Annotated in this window: 16 protein-coding genes; 10 read left to right on the top strand and 6 right to left on the bottom strand. The window is 38.0% G+C overall.

Features of this window, described 5'->3' with window-relative positions; translation table 11 throughout:
- Positions 1–59: 59 nt before the first annotated feature.
- The 9 genes from glnE (at position 60) to wecB (ending at position 11,871) form a co-directional block, all read left to right on the top strand.
- Positions 60–2,819: a bifunctional [glutamate--ammonia ligase]-adenylyl-L-tyrosine phosphorylase/[glutamate--ammonia-ligase] adenylyltransferase gene (glnE, locus tag FTV11_RS09995; RefSeq protein WP_180073937.1), complete on the top strand. Its 2,760-nt coding sequence runs from the start codon at positions 60–62 to the stop codon at positions 2,817–2,819.
- A gap of 18 nt (positions 2,820–2,837) precedes the next feature.
- Entirely contained in the window at positions 2,838–3,764 is a 927-nt protein-coding gene (locus FTV11_RS09990; RefSeq protein ID WP_078191262.1) for a branched-chain amino acid transaminase, read from the top strand.
- A gap of 84 nt (positions 3,765–3,848) precedes the next feature.
- On the top strand, positions 3,849–4,736 hold the full coding sequence (locus tag FTV11_RS09985) for a mitochondrial fission ELM1 family protein (RefSeq protein WP_180073936.1): 888 nt from the start codon (positions 3,849–3,851) through the stop codon (positions 4,734–4,736).
- A 472-nt stretch (positions 4,737–5,208) separates the two neighbouring features.
- The gene (locus tag FTV11_RS09980; RefSeq protein ID WP_180073935.1) at positions 5,209–6,555 is read left to right on the top strand and encodes a sulfatase-like hydrolase/transferase; all 1,347 of its coding nucleotides are present in this window, start codon (positions 5,209–5,211) and stop codon (positions 6,553–6,555) included.
- A gap of 172 nt (positions 6,556–6,727) precedes the next feature.
- Positions 6,728–7,537 carry a polysaccharide deacetylase family protein gene (locus FTV11_RS09975; RefSeq protein WP_111885826.1) on the top strand — a complete coding sequence of 270 codons (810 nt, stop codon included), beginning with the start codon at positions 6,728–6,730 and terminating at the stop codon, positions 7,535–7,537.
- A 3-nt stretch (positions 7,538–7,540) separates the two neighbouring features.
- Positions 7,541–8,533, top strand: a complete 993-nt coding sequence (locus tag FTV11_RS09970; protein WP_111885807.1) for a glycosyltransferase — start codon at positions 7,541–7,543, stop codon at positions 8,531–8,533.
- A 1-nt stretch (position 8,534) separates the two neighbouring features.
- Complete coding sequence (locus FTV11_RS09965) at positions 8,535–9,557, top strand: ELM1/GtrOC1 family putative glycosyltransferase (protein WP_162689781.1); 1,023 nt, start codon at positions 8,535–8,537, stop codon at positions 9,555–9,557.
- Positions 9,558–9,658: 101 nt separating this feature from the next.
- Positions 9,659–10,708: a glycosyltransferase family 4 protein gene (locus tag FTV11_RS09960; RefSeq protein WP_180073934.1), complete on the top strand. Its 1,050-nt coding sequence runs from the start codon at positions 9,659–9,661 to the stop codon at positions 10,706–10,708.
- A gap of 29 nt (positions 10,709–10,737) precedes the next feature.
- Positions 10,738–11,871, top strand: coding sequence for a non-hydrolyzing UDP-N-acetylglucosamine 2-epimerase (gene wecB, locus FTV11_RS09955; protein WP_180073933.1), 1,134 nt, complete (start codon positions 10,738–10,740; stop codon positions 11,869–11,871).
- 148 nt (positions 11,872–12,019) lie between these two features.
- Here the strand turns inward: wecB and FTV11_RS09950 are convergent, their stop codons facing one another.
- The 6 genes from FTV11_RS09950 to FTV11_RS09925 all read right to left on the bottom strand — a co-directional run bounded on the left by FTV11_RS09950 (position 12,020) and on the right by FTV11_RS09925 (position 18,250).
- Positions 12,020–12,784 (bottom strand): glycosyltransferase family 32 protein, encoded by a 765-nt coding sequence (locus FTV11_RS09950; protein ID WP_180073932.1) that lies wholly within the window; start codon positions 12,782–12,784, stop codon positions 12,020–12,022.
- A gap of 47 nt (positions 12,785–12,831) precedes the next feature.
- Entirely contained in the window at positions 12,832–13,923 is a 1,092-nt protein-coding gene (locus tag FTV11_RS09945; RefSeq protein ID WP_180073931.1) for a glycosyltransferase, read from the bottom strand.
- Between the two features lie 77 nt (positions 13,924–14,000).
- On the bottom strand, positions 14,001–14,219 hold the full coding sequence (locus FTV11_RS09940) for a hypothetical protein (protein ID WP_111885360.1): 219 nt from the start codon (positions 14,217–14,219) through the stop codon (positions 14,001–14,003).
- A 125-nt stretch (positions 14,220–14,344) separates the two neighbouring features.
- Positions 14,345–15,211 (bottom strand): lysophospholipid acyltransferase family protein, encoded by an 867-nt coding sequence (locus tag FTV11_RS09935; protein WP_180024548.1) that lies wholly within the window; start codon positions 15,209–15,211, stop codon positions 14,345–14,347.
- A gap of 314 nt (positions 15,212–15,525) precedes the next feature.
- Positions 15,526–17,310: an aspartate--tRNA ligase gene (gene aspS / locus FTV11_RS09930; RefSeq protein ID WP_180073930.1), complete on the bottom strand. Its 1,785-nt coding sequence runs from the start codon at positions 17,308–17,310 to the stop codon at positions 15,526–15,528.
- 160 nt (positions 17,311–17,470) lie between these two features.
- The gene (locus FTV11_RS09925) at positions 17,471–18,250 is read right to left on the bottom strand and encodes a DUF4184 family protein (protein ID WP_180073929.1); all 780 of its coding nucleotides are present in this window, start codon (positions 18,248–18,250) and stop codon (positions 17,471–17,473) included.
- 147 nt (positions 18,251–18,397) lie between these two features.
- Here FTV11_RS09925 and znuD point away from each other — a divergent pair, with 147 nt between their 5' ends.
- Positions 18,398–20,482, top strand: coding sequence for a zinc piracy TonB-dependent receptor ZnuD (gene znuD, locus FTV11_RS09920; protein WP_180073928.1), 2,085 nt, complete (start codon positions 18,398–18,400; stop codon positions 20,480–20,482).
- The last annotated feature ends 90 nt before the right edge of the window (positions 20,483–20,572 follow it).

Below are 20,572 nucleotides of genomic sequence, written 5' to 3'. Positions count from 1 at the left end.
TTTTCCCTAAGCGTTATCAACTGTTATAACTAGAAAAAAATCACGCTAGGGTTTGTGAAATGAATGCGGAGCAATTGCAGAAAACATTACGTGCCAGTCAATATGCTGAACAGGTGCTCGGAATCCATCAGGCCAGTTTAGAACAAGACTATGCAATTGATCAGTTTCAAACCTCGCTCAGTACAGCACAAATTCAACATTTTGTCGCAAGCAGCCTCGCTGATATCCAAGATGAAAATAGCTGGATGCGTGTAATTCGTGTGCTGCGCGCACGCCTCATGTTCCGTTGGATTTGGCAAGATGCCAATCAACTCACCGATGTCGTCACCTTAACTCGAGAGCTTTCAGACTTTGCCGATGCGTCCATCTGTGCGGCAAAAGATTTTGCACTAAAGCCGTTGATTGCGAAATATGGCGAACCGCTAGGCTATAAGGGGAAAGTTCAAGACCTGATTGTGGTTGCCATGGGAAAACTTGGTGCACAGGAACTTAATCTTTCAAGTGATATTGATCTTATTTTTGCCTTTGATGAACAGGGCGAAACCAATGGTCGAAAATGTATCGATGTACAGCAGTTCTGTATTTTGTGGGGACAAAAATTAATTTACCTGCTTGACCATATTACGGCAGACGGCTTTGTCTTCCGTGTAGATATGCGCCTTCGCCCATGGGGTGATGGTTCTGCCTTGGCAATCAGTCATGCGGCATTAGAAAAATACTTAAGCCAGCATGGCCGAGAATGGGAACGCTATGCCTGGATTAAGGCACGTATCGTCACGGGCGGTAAAGAAGGCGCAGAGTTACTAGAAATGACCCGACCATTCGTCTTCCGCAAATATGTCGATTACACCGCTTTCGAAGCTATGCGTGACATGAAAGCCATGATCGAACGTGAAGTGCTACGTCGTAATATCGAAGATGATATTAAACTCGGTGCAGGCGGAATTCGTGAAGTTGAGTTTATTGTTCAAGTCTTTCAGCTCATCTATGGCGGTTCAAAACTCGAGTTGCAAGACCGTCAATGTTTAGTGAGTCTGCATCATTTAGGTGAAGTTGGATTATTAGAAAATACCGCGGTTGCTGATTTAGAAGATGCGTATTTATTTTTACGTCGTATTGAACATGCGATACAAGCGCTCAATGATCAGCAAACCCAATCGTTGCCACATGAGCCTGAACCCCGCCAACGTATTTTAGATACTTTAGGTTTTGCATCTTGGGATGACTTTTTGCATGTACTCAATCAGAAGCGTGCCAAAGTCATTTACCAATTTGAGCATCTTATTAAAGAAAAAGAACCCGATCCGTTATTGGAAAGTTTTAGTCATTTAGAAGCCCAGTTGAACGATGTTCTAGATGATGATGCCAAAAATTTAATTCACGAATTTTGGTATGGGCATGCGCTGAAAAAATTACCTGCCAAAGCTGTACAGCGCTTAAAAACCTTTTGGCCACATCTCATTGAGGCGATATTACAGTCAGATAAACCTCAGGTAGCCTTACTACGTCTCATGCCTTTGGTGGAGTCGGTGCTGCGCCGTACGGTCTATTTGGTGATGCTGATTGAGAGCAAAGGAGCATTACAACGATTAGTGAAAATGGCAACAGTGAGTCCTTGGATCTGCGAAGAATTGACGCATTATCCCGTGCTGTTGGACGAGTTTTTGTCGATGGATTTTGAGCTGCCAAAGCGTAAAGATTTAGAAGACTCTCTACGTCAACAACTGCTTCGAATTGAAATTGATCAAGTTGAAGATCAGATGCGTGTTCTTCGATTATTTAAAAAATCCAATGTCTTAGCAGTAGCTGCTAGTGATGTTTTGGCCGAAAGCCCGTTGATGAAAGTATCGGATGCATTGACCGATATTGCTGAAGTGTCGGTGAATGCAACCTTGCATTTGGCATATCAAATTGTTGCCAAAAAACATGGCTATCCAATTGATGCAGAAGGGCAGCGTTGTTCGATTGATCACACGGCTTTTGCGGTGATTGGTTATGGCAAGGTGGGTGGCATTGAGCTAGGTTATGGTTCGGACTTGGATTTGGTGTTTATTCACTATATGGATGAACAAGCGGATACCGATGGACAGAAACCAATTAGTGGCTTTGAATTTGCCATGCGGGTTGCACAAAAATTTATGTCCTTAATGACCACGCAAACCCTAGATGGTCGAGTGTATGAGGTGGATACACGTTTACGACCTTCGGGAGAGGCGGGATTATTGGTGACCAGCTTAAAAGCTTTTGAGCAATATCAACAAAAGAATGCTTGGGTTTGGGAGCATCAAGCTTTGGTACGTGCCAGAACCATTGCAGGTGAGCACAGTTTACGGATTGAAATTGAAAACTTGCGCTGCAATATTTTGACTCAGCCACGAGATGAGAACAATGTTCGTGCAGAAGTGCTAAAAATGCGACAAAAAATGAAAGACCATCTAGGTTCTTCTAAAGAGCAGCAAAAAGATGGAATTTTTCATTTAAAACAAGATGCAGGTGGTATCGTTGACATCGAATTTATGGCACAGTATGCAGTATTAGCATGGAGTGGGTCGAATCCCGATCTCGCCCATTACTCTGACAACGTACGAATCCTTGAGGATGCCGCAAGAACGGATTGCTTATCCAGCGCCGATGCGACAGCATTGATTCAAGCTTATCTCCGTGAACGAGCCGAGAGCCACCGTTTAGCACTTGCGAATCAATCCATGCAAGTTTCAGCTGACGATTGGCACGATACCCGAGTGGTCGTTTGCAAGCTATGGCAAAGATTAATTGATCCAACTGCAACGTTTGCATTGGATAAAAATGACTGTGTATAAAAATTTGGAGTGTGTGCCATGAACTTGGCTGATCGTGATGGTTTTATTTGGCAAGATGGACAATTGGTTGATTGGCGTGAGGCGAAAACTCACGTATTAACACATACATTGCATTACAGCATGGGTGTGTTTGAAGGCGTCCGTGCTTATGAAACTCCGAATGGAACGGCTATTTTCCGTTTAAAAGAACACACTAAGCGTTTATTAAATTCTGCAAAAATTTATCAAATGAAAGTCCCATTTGATCATGCAGCATTAGAACAAGCTCAAATTGATGTGGTTCGTGAAAACAAATTGGCTTCTTGCTACCTACGTCCAATTATTTTTATTGGTTCAGAAAAATTAGGTATTGCAGCAACTGACAATACAATTCATGCCGTTGTTGCTGCATGGAGCTGGGGTGCTTACCTTGGTGATGAAGCGATGGCGAAGGGTATTCGTGTTAAAACGTCTTCATTTACGCACCATCATCCAAACGTGACCATGTGTAAAGCAAAAGCATCTGGTAACTATACTTTGTCAATTCTTGCCCACCAAGAAGTGGCACATGCTGGCTATGACGAAGCAATGTTACTCGACCCACAAGGTTATGTATGTCAAGGTTCAGGCGAAAACGTATTCTTAGTTCGTGATGGCGTGATTCATACTCCTGACATCGCGGGTGGTGCACTTGATGGTATTACCCGTCAAACCATTATTACGATTGCGAAAGACCTTGGTTTTGAAGTGGTTGAACGTCGTATTACACGTGACGAATTCTATATCGCTGATGAAGCATTCTTCACAGGTACTGCTGCTGAAGTGACGCCAATCCGTGAATATGATGACCGTCAAATTGGTGAAGGTTGTCGTGGTCCAATCACTGAGCAAATCCAAACTGCATTCTTTAATGCGGTTCAGGGTAAAGACCCTAAATATGCGCACTGGTTAACTTACGTAAAATAAGCTGATCGGTTAAGATGAAAAGGCGAAACTAAGTTTCGCCTTTTTTATTGGCTTGAAGATATTGAATTTTTTTGGAACGAGACTATGCATATTGTTTATGTCAGTGATGGTAAAGCAGGACATCGCTCACAGGCTCTAGGTTTATTTAAGGCCATGCAGCGCCAATCTCAGGAAGCAGTCACATTTCAAGAAATTTCAATTGATGATTTGCCTATAGCGACACTTATTTCTGCACTGTTTAGCCATCAAGTTCATGCCGTAGAACACGAGCCAACCTATATTTTTGGCGTCGGCAGCCATACACATTTTAGGGTATGGCTGTTGGGCAAAGTGTATAACAAAGCCAAAACCATTATTTTAATGAAGCCAAGCTTGCCGTTTGCATGGTTTGATTATGCTGTGATTCCACAGCACGATGGTATTCAGGCATCTAATAAAGTACTAACCACACAAGGTGCGTTAAATCCTATTGTAAATGAAGAGCGGCATCAGCATGGTCGAATCTTGATCGCTTTGGGGGGCTCGTCAAAACGCCATCAGTGGAATGCGGCTAAAGTACTCCAAGCGATTGAACAAATAGTCGAGCAGAATCCAAATTCACAAATCATTTTGACCACTTCACGGCGCACACCAAAAGCGTTTTTAGTAGAATTAAAACAGTTAAAGAATATTGAAAAAGTACAGATTTTCCCAGTTGAAGTCACTCCGCAAGGTTGGATTTTTGAAGAAATGCAAAAAGCCGAAGCGGTTTGGGTAACTGAAGATAGTGTTTCAATGATTTACGAGGCTCTCACCGCGGGTTGTAAAGTCGGGGTGATAGAAGTGGATCGACTCAGACATGATCGAATTACAACATCTGTCGATCACCTTTTTCATCAACAGTATATTACTCATTTTACTGCCTTGTCTAAGTTAGCTCAACCACAATATTTTGCTGAAGCAACTCGAGTTGCAGTTGAAATATTCAAATAATGAACAGATTCTTTAATATAAACATCTAGATAAATTAAGATACTAAAATGCAGTGACTAACGCTTACGCTTTTTTTGAACAATATCAATAAAATAAATGATGGAAAAAAAGCCGTAACTTAAGTACAGTGGCGTTCAAAATTTGTATCTAAGGAAAATAGCAGCAAGTCCTGATACAAGAACATTATCGGAGATAGGAATGAGATTGCTTCTACATAAAAAGAGTGTAATTCACTTTTTTTATACATTTTTTTTAGTGCTTTTTTTGGGGGGGGGCAGAATACTTTTTAACAAAGAATGGCGTAGTAAGTATTGAGTTCTCAAAATATGTTGAAAGTTACATATTAGTTTTCATTTTATTTTATCTCAGTTTATTATCTGGGTATAAAACTTTTTCCTTAATTGTAACTAACTTTATTATTTACATTATTGGTTCCAATATTGTTTTTTTGACCTATTTTGGCCGTTTATTAATGCCTTATGATATTAGTCAATTTTTTTATGAATTTGCCGATATTATGGGAGGATTGTCTGGTGGAATAAAAATTTTCCTTATTCCGCTGTGTCTATATTTACTGCTGATTGTTTTAAATACTATTTATATTTTGAAATATGTAAACAATAAAGAAGCAGGATATAAAAAATACCTCTTTTTTATGGTTGCCGTATTAGGTTTAATGGGACTTATGGTTCCAGCCTTAAAGGGAAAAGTCTTTGAAAATAATCTACATTACCCAGTTGTGAGAAATACCATTAATTGTATTTCCAACTTTTTAATTGGAAGCAGTAAATCTTTATTTTCAGAACCTGAAGCTAAAAAAGTATATTCAAAATACAGTGTTGAAAATATTGATACAGTGCAAGACTTTAATGTGATTGTGGTCGTTGGTGAAAGTACTGCATTTAAACATTTGGGCTTATATGGTTATGAAAGGCAAACCACCCCATTTTTGAGCTCACTTAATGGGCAATCAGGATTTAAATATTTTTATGGCATCAGTCGAGGTTTTTCTACACGTATTGGTGTTCCACTTTTGCTTAATGTTATTTATGAACCAGATAATGCTGAGCAGTTATTATCCATGCAAACAAATTTATTTACGCTTGCTAAAGAGACTGGCCGCAATACCTTATATCTATCTAATCAAAAATCTGGCGTTCTCGCATCTTTAGTAAACATGAAAGATATTAATCAATTTCATGATGTTTTCTCTAAAGAAATGCCAGAGAATACAACTGATATGCGATTAATAGAGTTGATGGAAAAGAAGAAAGAGGCTTTAGCGAAAACGCCATATTTTATGGTTCTGCACCAGCGTAATAGTCATTTTGCATATGAAGAAAACTACCCGCAGGCTTATAATTTTTATACAGGCAATAAAGATGAGTTTTCAAAATTAGTTGATACTTATGATAACTCAATGCATTTTCAAGATGATTTTTTTAAAGCCTTGAGAGCCTCAGCTCAAAGAGTGAGTTCTAAGCCAACGCTTATTTTCTATACATCAGATCATGGTGAGTTATTTGGTGAGAATAGTTTATGGGGGCATGGAACTCCAATTTTGCAGTCCGCTGCTGTGCCAATTCTGATGTTTGGGGTCAATGGTGCTGAAAAATGGGTAGATGATCTTCAATATTCAAATTGTTATATGACAAATTATGAATTGGGTAAAATTGTTGCTGCTTCATTTGGACGTAAAATTATTAATCCAAATGAAAATAACGATCAAATTTTTATTAATATTAATTTACCGCTGGATAGCTCTAGTAAATTTACAGAAGTAAACGCTAAAGAAGCCAAAGCCTTATGTTCACAATAAGGCAGCACTCAATTTAAAAGGGACTTAAAAACTGATTTCTATTCAATATAGAATTCAGTTTTTTAATGGAATTTTAAATACACAATACGGCTCGCTCAATTTGAGAACTTTTCTTTTCTTATGAAGAGGACTGTGGCACTATTTGGAAAGGAACTTTGGTTTGGTCCATATTGTGATTTATATTTGTATTTTTACACTCATGATTTTACTCGCGTGGAGTTATAAATATGCTTGGTGGAAGCCCGCTGTAGATTGGAAAAGACCGCGTATTTTAATGTATCACATGGTGTCTGAGCATATCGATGGTGCAAAATTTAATAAGTTGCGGGTTAAACCTGAAGAGTTTGAGAAGCAAGTGGCTTGGATGAAAGCTGAGGGTTTTCATTTTGTCACAATGCATGAGTTGCAGCAAAATTGGGGGCAGCATCCTAAAAAAACTGTAGCAATTACCTTTGATGACGGCTATTTAGATAATTTAGAGAATGCTTTTCCCATACTAGAAAAGTACCAAGCCAAAGGCACTATTTATGTGGTGGTTGATCGCCATGATCGTGACTGGTCGACCTATAAAAAAGCCCATCATAATAGTGGTGAATTGGCACGTGAACCGAAACTTAATGATGAGCAAGTTCGCTTTTTGGCACAAAGTGGTATTGTCGAAATTGGTTCACATACATTAACGCATGCCAATTTAGATAAATTAAATGATGCTGAGTGTTTGAAAGAGCTTGATGAATCTAAACAAGCTTTAGAAAATTTAATATTAAAACCCGTAGAGAGTTTTGCCTATCCTTTCGGCATTTATTCTGAGCGCGATGTGCGTTTAGCAGAGCAGGCAGGTTATAGCAATGCTGTGACCACCAAAGAGGGCATTGATGGCCTAAGTCCCGACTTTATGCAATTACAACGGATTAAAGTTAGTGGTAAGGACTCAATGTTTGCGGTGAAGTTGCGGATGAAATTAGGTAAGCGTGAGGGGTAGTCTGTGCGTATTACTTTGGTGATGGCTAGCTGTGAAGATGGTGGTTTAGAAAAACATGTTATTGAACTTGCAAATGGTTTAGCAAATGAACATGACGTGAGCGTAATCGCACATCAGCGCTTTAAAATTTTTTTTAATAATAATGTTCAATGTATCTGTTTTGATATGAGTGGTAGTCGTCATAATCCATGGACCAAATATCAGCTTTTGAAAAAAATTAAGATGACTCAGCCTAATATTGTGCATGCACACGCATCGAAGACAGCACAGCTCATGAGTGGGTTAATAGATAAAATCTCTGTACCATGTGTGGTTACGATTCATGGTGCAAAATCTAAATTAAAACATTACTTTGCTTTTGATCATATTATTGCAGTCAGTCAAAAGTTAGCAGAACAAATAGACCTACCTTCTAAGACATCAGTGATTTATAACGGTGTTGACTTGTCGGAAAAGCCTAATAAATGGGAGAAAAATAGAAAGTTTATTGCGATTGGTCGCTTAAATGAAGTTAAGGGTTTTGACATACTAATCACAGCCTGGAAGGATATTGATGCAGAACTCAATATTTATGGGGAAGGCGAAGAATTTGATCGTTTACAAAAGTTGATTGGTGATCTGGGTTCAGAGTCTCGGATTAAGCTCTGTGGATTTAGTCATGAAATCCAGAAGAAAATTAGTCACCATGAGGCTTTGGTTGTTTCCTCACATCGTGAAGGTGGACCTTATACTTTGAGCGAGGCATTGTTACTCAATCGACCTGTTTTTGGAACAGATGTTGGCATGATGAGCGAATTTGTGCCCAAAGACTTATTATGTCAGCCAGCTAGTGTAGCTAAGTTACATGCCGTGATTTTAAAGTACTTAGAACTAGATCATCCTTTAGACAACTATGTTCCTTATTTTAGTAAAGCTCAACAGCATTTAAGTTTTAACATGATGCTGAATCATACTTGTGAGATATATAGTAAATTAATTCAAGATGGAGTGGCTTAGGATGGTTAAGATTGTACTATTAACTGATGGTAAGCCTGGGCATGAAACGCAATCTATTGGCATTGCGAAATTACTTAATAAAGCGCAGAATTTTGAGATTATTAAGATAACAATTAATAAGCCTAAAAAAATTGTACAGCAAATTTTTAAGCGGTTTTATAATATGCTGTCTAAAGAGTGGATGTTAAGCTTTTTCTTAACGCCAGAAGCTTTAAAAACTTTGAATGAAACATCTGATCTTTTTTATATTGTATCTGCAGGTGGTGATACGCTTTTAGCGAATGCATTATTGAAAAAAATTTTAATAAATAGTAATCCGAGTTTAAAAAATATAATTGCAACATCATTAAGAGGTATGCCTGAATCTGCTTATGATGTAGTCTTTACGATTGATCCACATAAAGAAAATCAAGCTCCTTATTTATTTTATCCTATTGCTCCAAATAAGATGGTGAGTTTTAATCTCAAACAAGATGAGATTAATGCAAAAAATAAACTCGGTTTGAATCTGGACCAATCTATTGTGAGTATATTGTTAGGCGCCGATACAGCAGATGTAAAAATTGGTAGTGGTTCAAATTGGTTAAATTTAATCAAAAATTTGGCCTTGCAAAATATGACTCAAAAATATTTTGTTTGTACATCAAGGCGTACTCCTGAACTATTACAACAGGAGTTGAAGCAAGAATTATCTTTGCCGAATGTTAAGCTGATTTTATTTGGGCAAGAGCAAGGCATTACAATACAGGATTTGATTTTTTCTGCGCATAGTATTATTTGTTCACCTGACTCAACTTCGATGTTAAGTGAGGCAATAATTGCGAATAAGAATGTGATTGTGCCACTTTTTCAGAATACCAAGCTTAGTCAAAATTTCCAGAGCTATTATCGGAAGATGAATCCTTATGTGATGTGTGTAGAGGCTCAAGAGGTGAATGAGCTGTTAGATAGTCCTAAGTTTCAAGATCAAAATCACGTTGATATCTTGCAAACTAAATTCGTTCAAGCTTTGAATCTTGCATAATTTAAAGCGCATTGAACAATGCTAAAGAACGAATTTACTTTATTTAGAGTGAATCTAGTCAATAAAAGCAAAACTGAAGATGATTAAATTTTGAGTAAATTATGAAAGTTGTACAAACGGTTTATGGGGATGCCTCGGGCGGGCGTTGGCAAGCAATGCTTAATACCTATGAGGCTTTAGAAAGTAAGGGTCATGAGGGGATGATTGTTTATGGCACTGATAATCAAAAGCAAAAAATTGAGGGCTATCGCTCTTGGTGCCTAAATAACTCAGGATTTTATGATCCAGTCGCTACAGTTAAATTAGCACTATGGTTAAGACACTATAAACCTGATGTGGTGATTGCTCATAGTGGGCGTGCGGTTTATTTATTTAAAAATGCACTGCTTTTTGCACGAATTCAATGCCCTGTTATTACGATGAATCATAGTCATAACGTGAAAAGAACATTACGTGCAGATGGATTTATTCATATTACTCCTTATGTAGGGCAGTGTGTTGCTGAGGCTGCTAAAAAGAAAGGGGTAGATTTGAGTCAAAAATCACAAGCGGTTATTTCAAATTTAATACATTTACCAGATGATGAACCTTCTTTTGCTAAAAACCTTGGGGAACCCGTAGTCTTAGGTATTATGACGCGTTTAGTTGAATATAAAGGTACACATATAGCAATTTCTGCTGTAAAACAACTGAAGCAAAGAGGTTATCTAGTTAAATTGTTAATTGCTGGAGAAGGTGAGCAAAAGGAATCCTTGATCAAGCAAGTTAAAGACTCTAAGTTAGAAAATGAAGTTGAGTTTCTTGGATGGATTGGGGGCAATGATAAAACAAAATTCTATAGAGATATTGATATTGCCCTTGTTCCTACCATGAATGACACTCAACCTTTAGCCATATTAGATGCTTTTGCCTGGGGGAAACCCGTGGTTGCGAGTGATCACATTAGTGTTCAGCAGATTATTCGACAATGTGAAAATGGTTTGATGGCAAAGTGTGGAGATTCTGAGAGTTTGGCTGAAAAGATAGAGCATTTGATTAAAAATAAGGAACTTATTTTAAAGCTATCCAAAAATGGTTATGAAGATGCGAGAAACGGATATGCATTCTCTATTATTGCAAGAAAAATTGATATGTTTTTAAATGCTCTATAAAATTTTATTGTCATTGAAGGTCTAATCATTTGTTTAACATCCTATTAGTTTTTGGTACGCGTCCTGAAGCGATAAAGATGGCTCCATTGGTGCATCAATTGAAGTCTATTCCGCTTTTTAGTACTAAGGTATGTGTTACCGCTCAGCATCGTGAAATGCTTGATTCTGTACTAGAAATTTTTGATATCCAGCCAGATTTTGATTTAAACCTTATGAAAAAAGGACAGGGTTTAACCGATATCACAACACAGATGATTCAACAATTAGATCAAGTTTATCGCTCTTTTTTGCCTGATCTTGTATTGGTACACGGGGATACATCTACAACATTTTCTGCGAGCTTAGCCGCTTTTTATAATAAAATTAAAATTGGTCATATTGAAGCAGGCTTAAGAACAGGAAATATCTACTCACCTTGGCCAGAAGAAGCTAATCGTAAGCTGACAGGTATTCTGTCAAATTTTCATTTTGCACCGACACAGGAAGCAAAAGAGAATTTATTGAAAGAGGGATATTCTGAAAAACAAATTTTTGTAACCGGAAATACTGTAATTGATGCGTTATATATAGCTAAAAATAAAATAGAAAACTCTATGACTTTAGATAAAAAGTTTCAAGAGCAGTTTCATTTTTTAAATCGAAATAAAAAAATAATTATTATTACAGGACATCGTAGAGAAAATCTTGATGGTGGTCTTGAGAATATATGCGCAGCTGTAAAACAATTATCAGATCTCTATCCAGATATCCAGTTTGTTTATCCAGTTCATCCAAATCCTAAGGTGCAGGAAACAGTATCTCAAATATTATCTCAGCAACATAATATATTTCTGATAGCACCTTTAGATTATCTACCATTCGTATGGTTAATGAAGCATAGTTATTTAATTCTTACAGATTCTGGTGGAATTCAAGAGGAAGCACCATCATTAGGTATTCCTGTACTGGTTACTCGTGAAAATACTGAGCGTCCTGAAGCACTTGAAGCAGGAACAATTCAACTTGTAGGTACTGATAAGAAAAAAATTATTGACACTGTTTCATTGCTTATACAGGATACAAATCATTATAAGAAAATGTCACAAGCTGTTAATCCATATGGCGATGGTTATGCATCTGAAAAAGTCGTAAAAATTATTCAAAATTTTTTTTATGATTTTTAGTATATTCACTTTTATAAATAGAGTTAGTTGCATGATCCTAAAATTTTAAGTTTATTACAATATTATTTTTTTAGAAAACATATTGTATGACCTTAAATTTGGTATAGATTTATAATAAGCCAGTCATTATTAACGACTGGCTTATTTTTTACCTTTTTATAAATTGACGAATTAAGAAAAAAAGAGATTTCAAGGTTAGGGTTTTAGCTAATGCCCGTAGATAATTTTTGCTATTGATAAAATTACTATGTGGCATCATTTGATTAATTTGATACTGCTCATTTAAATACTGTTTAGCTGTTTTGTGTTGAGTTTCCAACCAAGAACCATAAAAATGATGTGTCGCAAAATTAGGAGGAAGATCGAGACAGAAGTGAGTGGAAGGATATATATCAATAGTGTAAGAGTCACTTTTTCCTACTTGATAGCAATTTTTATCAGGGTCGATTCCAAAATCTTCAATAAGAATTTGTGAAACGGACGTAGTATTTGTTTCATTATTTATATGATAGATTCGATTATCATAATAAGACAAAACTTTTTGCGTTAATTTATGATTTGCTTCAGATCCCCATAGGGCTGTAAATGGGTATCCTTGTATTTCAAAACCAGTAAAAGCTTGACTTTTAAGAAAAATATCAATAGATGCTTTCAACTCTACATCTGTATCCAGATAAACACCACCAAATTTATTTAAAGCCCAAGCTCGTACATAGTCTGAAACAAAAGCATATTTTTTTGCTTCATATGCAGATTGTGTAAATGGATGTGATGTTATATTAAAACTTTCTTCATTCCATAATTTAAAATCCCAGTCAGGGCAATATATTTTCCAGCTTTCAATTAACTTTTTACAATCCTCTGGAATTTGTTTTGGGCCAAACCAACAATAATGGATAATTTTAGGGATCATTATAAAATACTCAATAAAAAAATATTATGACGATATTTTTTTGAACGTTAGTTAGAAATAAAGTTCAAAAATTTATCACTCATATTCTTCATGCTAATTATATTCTGGTTATTTTCAGAGTATAAATATGGTCTATCTATAACTAATAATAAATTTTTTGATAATTGTGGGATATTTTGGCTTTCAACCAAAGCGATAGATTTTATTTCATCACTAAATAAATCTGTAATACCTGCTGAAGAATTATAACTGATGATGGGGACACCAAGGGCAATTGCTTCAGCTAATGTTACAGGACTACCTTCGTACAGAGAACACATAACAAGGCATTTACTTTGTAGCATCAGTGTATGAGGTTCATCTACCCAACCTAAGAAGTCAACTCTGTCAGAGATGTTAAGTTCTTTTGTAAGCGCTTCAAGTTTTTGGCGCTCAGACCCATCTCCAACAATTGCCATTTTGCCACTTAGATTACTCATAGAAAATGCTTTAATTGCATGATCTACTTGTTTAATTGGAACCAAACGTCCTACAAAAATCACATCCCATTTTTTTTCAGTATATGGAGCTTGAGCAATAAGGTCATCTGATACTTGTACCCCATTTGCAATGGTGACTGTTGATTTTGGTTGAGTATAGGTTTGAGCTTTAGATTCTAGATCACGGTTTACTGTAATCAAATTTCTATTTTTAAATAATTTAGCAAATTTGCGTTTATTTTTGAAAAAACGAATATACTCTTTAATTTGCTTTAATGGATTATTGAACTTTCTAAATTCTAAAAGATCCCCATGAATCCAATGCCATACATTACCTTTTAGATAAGGTGCTAACCAATGGCCATTGTTATAGCCTGTAATAATTAAGTCAAAATTATTTGTCAGTAAAGTATCAATTTTTGTTTTTTCATCGGGCGATAATACTTTATTTTTCCACATCTTGCCGTATGCAAAAGATTCACATAACTGTAAATCAGTATAAGCTATATTAGCTGTACAGTGATAATAATTCAATCGGCCATTTAACACTGCTAAATGAATGCTATGCTCATGAGTTGCTAGATATTCAGCTAATTGTAAAGTTATTCTTTCCGCTCCGCCACAACCTAAGTGGTCAATAATAAATAAAATTTTATTCATGATAAATCAAAAAGTAAGCTAACTATCTTTTAGTATACCAGTCATGCATAAAATACTGAATCCTAGAGTTTATTTAATCATTCCTTATCCGCATTACCTTTCAACACCATATAAATCAAACCGACAAAGATTAATAATGCACCTGCAAGGCTGCTGACACAGAATAAAACGATTCGGTTATAGGTGGTTAAGTTGAATAATTCATTGGCTAAAATGTAGCGCATGAACAACCATTGTACGACAGAAAAAACAATCAACACGATTGCACGACGACGGACTTCAGGACGCATAGCCATAGGAGAATCACTTAAAGTGGAAATTGAGGCTATTATGCCACTGTCGATAATTGATCTCAATTAAATAAGATTAATTCAAGCCTGCGGAACACAACTCTAAAGGTTGAGATGTTCTCAGATCACCTTTATTTGCGGTACGTATTGATATTACCAAAGCAGACACGAAAGCGTTTGTAAGACCAGATATATTGTTCTGGTGCTTGGTTAATGATGTCTTGCATCGCGATGTTGAGGGTGTCGACAGAGGATTGTAAGTCTTTAGATAAAATCTCGTCTGATAAGGTTTGGCAATGCACATCAAAGTGCCTTAAGTTGGGTTGTCGGATACAACTTAAGCCAATGACATTGCATTGGGTTTTTGCAGCAAGTTTTGAAACCAGTGTAATTGATAAAGTATTTTGCCCAAAAAAATTGGAATAAATACCGCCTGAAGGCTTCGGTAAATGGTCAGGTAAAATGACCGTTAGGCCACCTTGTTTTAAATGCTTAAAAATGGCACGGATCCCTGTTTCATCTGTCGGGACTAAGGTTGCATTAAACTTCTCTCGTGCTTCTAACAGATACCGATTGATCCCTTTATTTTTATTCGGTTTATACATAATCATTGGTTCTGTATATAAGTTGAGCCATGCGTTCAGTAATTCCCAACAGCCAAAATGCGGAACCACAACGATCACACCTTTTTTATTCGCAAGCGCTTCCGTGAGGATATTTTCACCATAAATATTTTTCAGTAAGCTCAAGCTATAACTCGGCGGCATACCCCAACATTTAATAAATTCAATATAGGTCAGGCATTGGCTGCGGATACTTTGGCTGACGAGCTGTCTCTGCGCTGTCGCTGACAAATCTGGGTAGGCCAGTTGAATATTGATGCTAGTGATACGTTTGATCGATGAATTAAATAGATTAAGAATAAACGCGATCATCAAAGCCAAGTTTTGTAACAGCCAAAGTGGCAATAGCGCGATGATTTTGAATAGAAAGTACATGAATCACAAGGTCTCAAAATTGACAGCATGGGATAAAATAAATTTTGCCAAGAGACCGGACTTATTCAGTGAAAAGTACAAAAAGATCTGAATCTAAAAACAAAATAATCGGAAGTGGAAAATTGAGCTATCCATTGCTCAAAGGATGTAGTGCAACATCATAACGTACTTGAAGCGTTTTGATATTAGCAAAGTAAATCAAATCTTTAATTTATGTTTTGTAGGTTTTCTACCACCTTTTGTAGGTTGACATAAAAAACCCTGCATAGCGCAGGGTTTTTTGAAACTTAAAATCTAAATCTTAAAATGTAAGATTATTTAGATTCTTCAGCTTTTGGTTTTTCACGTAAGCGAATACCTAAGTCACGTAATTGGTTCGCTTCAACTGGCGCAGGCGCTTGAGTTAAAGGACATTCCGCAGTCTTAGTTTTCGGGAATGCAATCACGTCACGGATAGAAGATGCACCAGTCATCAACATCACTAAACGGTCAAGACCGAATGCTAAACCACCGTGAGGAGGCGCACCGAATTTCAAGGCGTTAAGCAAGAAGCTGAATTTCTCTTCTGCTTCTTCTTCAGAAATACCAAGCGCTTCAAAGATCGCTTTTTGCATTTCTAGGTTATAAATACGAAGTGAACCACCACCGATTTCAGTACCGTTCAATACCATATCGTAAGCAACAGAAAGTGCAGCACCTGGGTTGTTCTTCACTTCTTCAACGCTTGATTTTGGCAGCGTGAATGGGTGGTGAACAGACGTCCATTTACCGTCATCAGTTTCTTCGAACATTGGGAAGTCAACAACCCAAAGTGGCGCCCACTCGCAAGTTGCAAGTTTCATGTCGTGACCGATTTTAATACGTAAAGCACCCATCGCATCATTTACGATTTTCGCTTTGTCCGCACCAAAGAACACGATGTCGCCATTTTCAGCACCAACGCGTTTCAATAGATCAAGTACGATAGGCTCGATGAATTTAACGATTGGAGATTGAAGACCTTCGATGCCTTTTTCAAGCTCGTTGACTTTGATGTAAGCCAAACCTTTCGCGCCATAAATGCCAACGAATTTAGTGTATTCGTCGATTTGGCTACGTGGAAGCGCGCCAGCACCTGGTACGCGAAGCGCAACAATACGGCCTTTAGGATCTTTTGCAGGACCTGCGAATACTTTGAACTCAACGTCTTGCATCATGTCTGCAACATCAACAAGTTTCAAAGGAATACGTAAGTCAGGTTTATCAGATGCATAGTCACGCATTGCGTCTGCATAAGTCATGCGAGGGAATTTGTCGAATTCAACGTTTAGAAGTTCTTTGAACATCTTAACCGTTAAACGTTCCATTAAATCCATGATGTCATCGTCACTCATGAACGATGTTTCAACGTCGATTTGTGTGAATTCAGGCTGACGGTCAGCACGTAAGTCTTCATCACGGAAACATTTAGCAATTTGGTAGTAACGATCGATACCGCCAACCATTAACAACTGTTTGAACAATTGCGGAGATTGTGGAAGTGCGTAGAAGCTACCGTTAGAAACACGACTTGGTACTAAATAGTCACGCGCACCTTCAGGAGTTGCACGAGTCAAAATCGGTGTTTCAACGTCTAGGAAACCATTTTCTTCGAAGTAGTTACGAATCAGGTTTGTTAATTTAGAACGGAAACGTAAACGATCTAACATTTCTGGACGACGAATATCGAGGAAACGATATTTCAAACGTACTTCTTCAGAAATATTGGTATTTTCGTCATTCAATGGGAATGGAGGAGTTTCAGACGCAGCAAGAACTTCAATTTCTTTGCCTAAAACTTCGATTTGACCACTCACGATATTCGCGTTTTCAGTACCTTCGTAACGACGACGTACACGGCCTGTAATTTTTAATACGAATTCTGAACGTGATTTATCAGCAGTCGCGAAAGCTTCAGGAGTATCAGGGTCAATCACTACTTGAACAAGGCCATCACGGTCGCGCATGTCAAGGAAGATTACACCACCGTGGTCACGGCGACGGTGAACCCAACCGCATAATGTAACGGTTTGGTCGATTTGGGCTTCAGTAAGTGAGCCGCAGTAATGAGTTCGCATCATAGCGTTAGAAATCCAACTATATGGGTTAAGGTCAGCGAATACGTAAACAGCGTACCGCTTTTATTCGAATAGGGGATTATGCCTCTTTTTGGCTGTTTTGTCACAAGGACTTATTGCTAAAACAGCCAAATTTACAGCAAATTTTCGGTCAATGATGGGCTTAAGCCGATGACGTTGAAAAAATATTGGTGCTCTTGCTTAAGATCAGAAATATCAGACTACCGAGGCTAAACGTGGCTAAAAATGCACGGAAAAAATAATTAATAGCCTTGCCGACATAGGCATACAGGTCGTGTACAAAGGCATCTGAATAAATACTGTCAGCAAAATAAAAATAACTTGCGATGCCCGCAGCTAAAGACAGGGCCGCTAAACCATATACATAGACTTTGATGGATGCGGGGACGCTTACTATACTTCGATAGTGAAGATGATGACGATAAATCATCCATGCCAAAACGGGGAGGGCCAAGCCAGATAATCCAATTTGCAACACACGATGTAGGGGATATGAATGACCGAAAAATTGAATCGGCAGACTTAACAGATCCTTAAAAGCAAAGGTGCGAAAGTCAACATGGGTCAAGCCATCCCAAACAATATGCGTCGAAGTTCCAATGATGAGTGCGAGGATGAGGCTGAGGATAAACCCACAACATTGATTAAGACTCTGTAGATGCAGCGGCTTATTTAAACCAAAAAAAGCAAATAACATCGGGCGATAGAGCACATACCACAGCACACAAAACAGCAAACCAAGGATTAAGTTTGGAAAAATTAACCCCGACCATTGATGTGAACCTGCATAGTCAGCATTAGTAAATAAACGGAATAAATCTGGCACCATGCTACCAATTGCGAGTGCTGCAATAGGCTGGCGATTTCCGCTTAATTTGGAAATAGGCGGTGCGAGTACAGCATGGGATATGGTAAAAGGCATTGAATTAAAATAAATATATGAATAAATACAATGTGGTATAGGTGAGTGTATATGATTTGGGCAAATTAGAATGTTTTTTATTGCAAAACGAATGAAATGTTATATTATAACATTATTCAAAAATAGCCTGATTTGAGTCTCTCCAACATGTCTTTTCATAAGAATTTAATAACTGTTTCGATTTTTGCAGTGATTGCACCCAACCTTTATGCCGATGACCCAGAACAACAGGTACAAAAGCTCGAAGCGATTAATGTTCAGGTCCATCCTTTAAACCAAAGTGCGGCAGATTTTGCTGTTGCCGATAATGTCATTCAACATAAAGCTCTTGCACAAGGTGGCGTCACAATTGGTGATGCGTTAGCCGGACAACCGGGTGTATATTCAAATCAGTTTGGTGCAGGCTCAAGTCGACCTGTGCTGCGTGGGCAAGATGGGCCACGTGTCAAAGTTTTGGAGCATGCATCTGAAACAGCAGATGTTTCAACTTTATCCCCTGACCATGCAGTGACGGTTGATCCAATTTTAGCGAAACAAGTTGAAGTGATTCGTGGGCCATCCACTTTATTGTATGCAGCTGGGACGGTTGGTGGGTTGGTGAATGTTACCGATCAAAAAATTCCAACGCAGATGCCTGAAAATGGTTTAGAGGGGCAGGTTGGGCTACGTTATAACTCAGGTAGTGACGAAAAATTAGCGAGTGCAGGTGTCACTGCTGCGCTAGGAGAAAATTTTGCACTGCGAGTTGAGGGATCAAAGCGTAAAGCCAATGACTATATTGCACCCGATTATTTCCATGACCATGAGGGTGAGTTAGAAAAAGAACGTCGTGTGGGTAATACTTTTGCTGAAGGCGAAAATGTAACGATTGGTGCTTCATGGATTCATGAGCCCGGTTTTGCTGGACTGTCTTATAGCAACCGTCAAGACCAATATGGCTTACCGGGGCATAGTCATGAATATGAAAGCTGTCATCCACATGATGACCATTTACATTGTGATGGTCATGACAACCATGGGCATACCGATGAGCATGATCATTCAGCCCATGACGAACATGATCACGATCATGATGCCGCAGGCCCATGGGTCGACTTAAAGTCAGAACGCTATGATTTCCGTACCGAACTTGCGAATCCGTTTGCGGGCTTCCAAAAAATCCGTGCACATGCAAGTTATACCGATTATCAACATGATGAAATTGAAGGCGATACAGCGGCAACAACCTTTAAAAGTAAAGGTTACGATGGTCGTTTAGAGTTGGTGCATAACCCGATTGCGGATTGGGAAGGTGTGATAGGAGCACAATACAATCAGCAAAAGCTCAATATTAGTGGTGAAGAGTCACTGATGAATCCAAATAAAACCCAAAAATGGAGTGTGTTTGGTTTAGAGCATAAACAATTTGGTGATTTTCATGTCGAGCTGGGCGCCCGTGTAGATCAGCAGAAAATTCAAATCGATTCTGCACAAAAAGACTATGATGATTATGGCATCTCTTATTCAGGTGCTGTGAATTGGGCGTTTGCACCCAATTATAAATTGTCCTGGGTGGGTTCTCATCAAGAGCGGTTGCCATTGGCGCAAGAGCTGTATGCAGATGGCAAGCATTTTGCGACCAATACCTATGAACGTGGGAATGAAAATCTAGATGTTGAAAAATCCAATAATCTAGAATTAGGTTTCCATTATGAAAAAGATCAGTTGGATTATCACGTTCATGTGTACCACAACTGGTATGACAACTACATTTATGCCGCAACCAAAGATAATTTTGAAAACTTCCGCTTAGTTGATTACACCCAAGACAAAGCTAAGTTTTATGGCGCGGAAGCTCAAGTAGGCTATGCCATCAATGATATGTATAAACTCAGTGTCTTTGGTGATTATGTTCGCGGCAAAATTGATGGTGAAAATGCGCCACGTGTGCCTGCAGGGCGTTTAGGAACCAAGGTCGATGTTGACTTTGCCGATGGTTGGTCAGGTCTTGCAGAATATTCACATGTATTCAAACAAGACAAAATCACTGCATTTGAGCGTGAAACAGATGGCTACAATATGGTGAATTTGGGTGTGGCCTATAGTGGTCAATTGAAAGATCAAAATGATTATCGAGTCTATTTCAAAGCCAATAATTTATTGGATGAAGATGTTTACTCTCACACGTCATTCCTTGCCAATATTCCTCAAGTCGGTCGTAATTTTACGGTTGGTCTTGAATTTGGTTTCTAATTGAATTTGCACAGACTTTTCTAAGTAAGTCTAGGTAAAGTCACAGAAATCCTCTTGAAAAATCAATGAATAAAACCTAGTCTGAGCGCA

Origin of the sequence: Acinetobacter sp. YH12231 (genome assembly GCF_013417755.1) — a bacterium.
GTDB lineage: Bacteria > Pseudomonadota > Gammaproteobacteria > Pseudomonadales > Moraxellaceae > Acinetobacter > Acinetobacter amyesii.
This window is presented reverse-complemented; position numbering and strand designations above follow the sequence as displayed.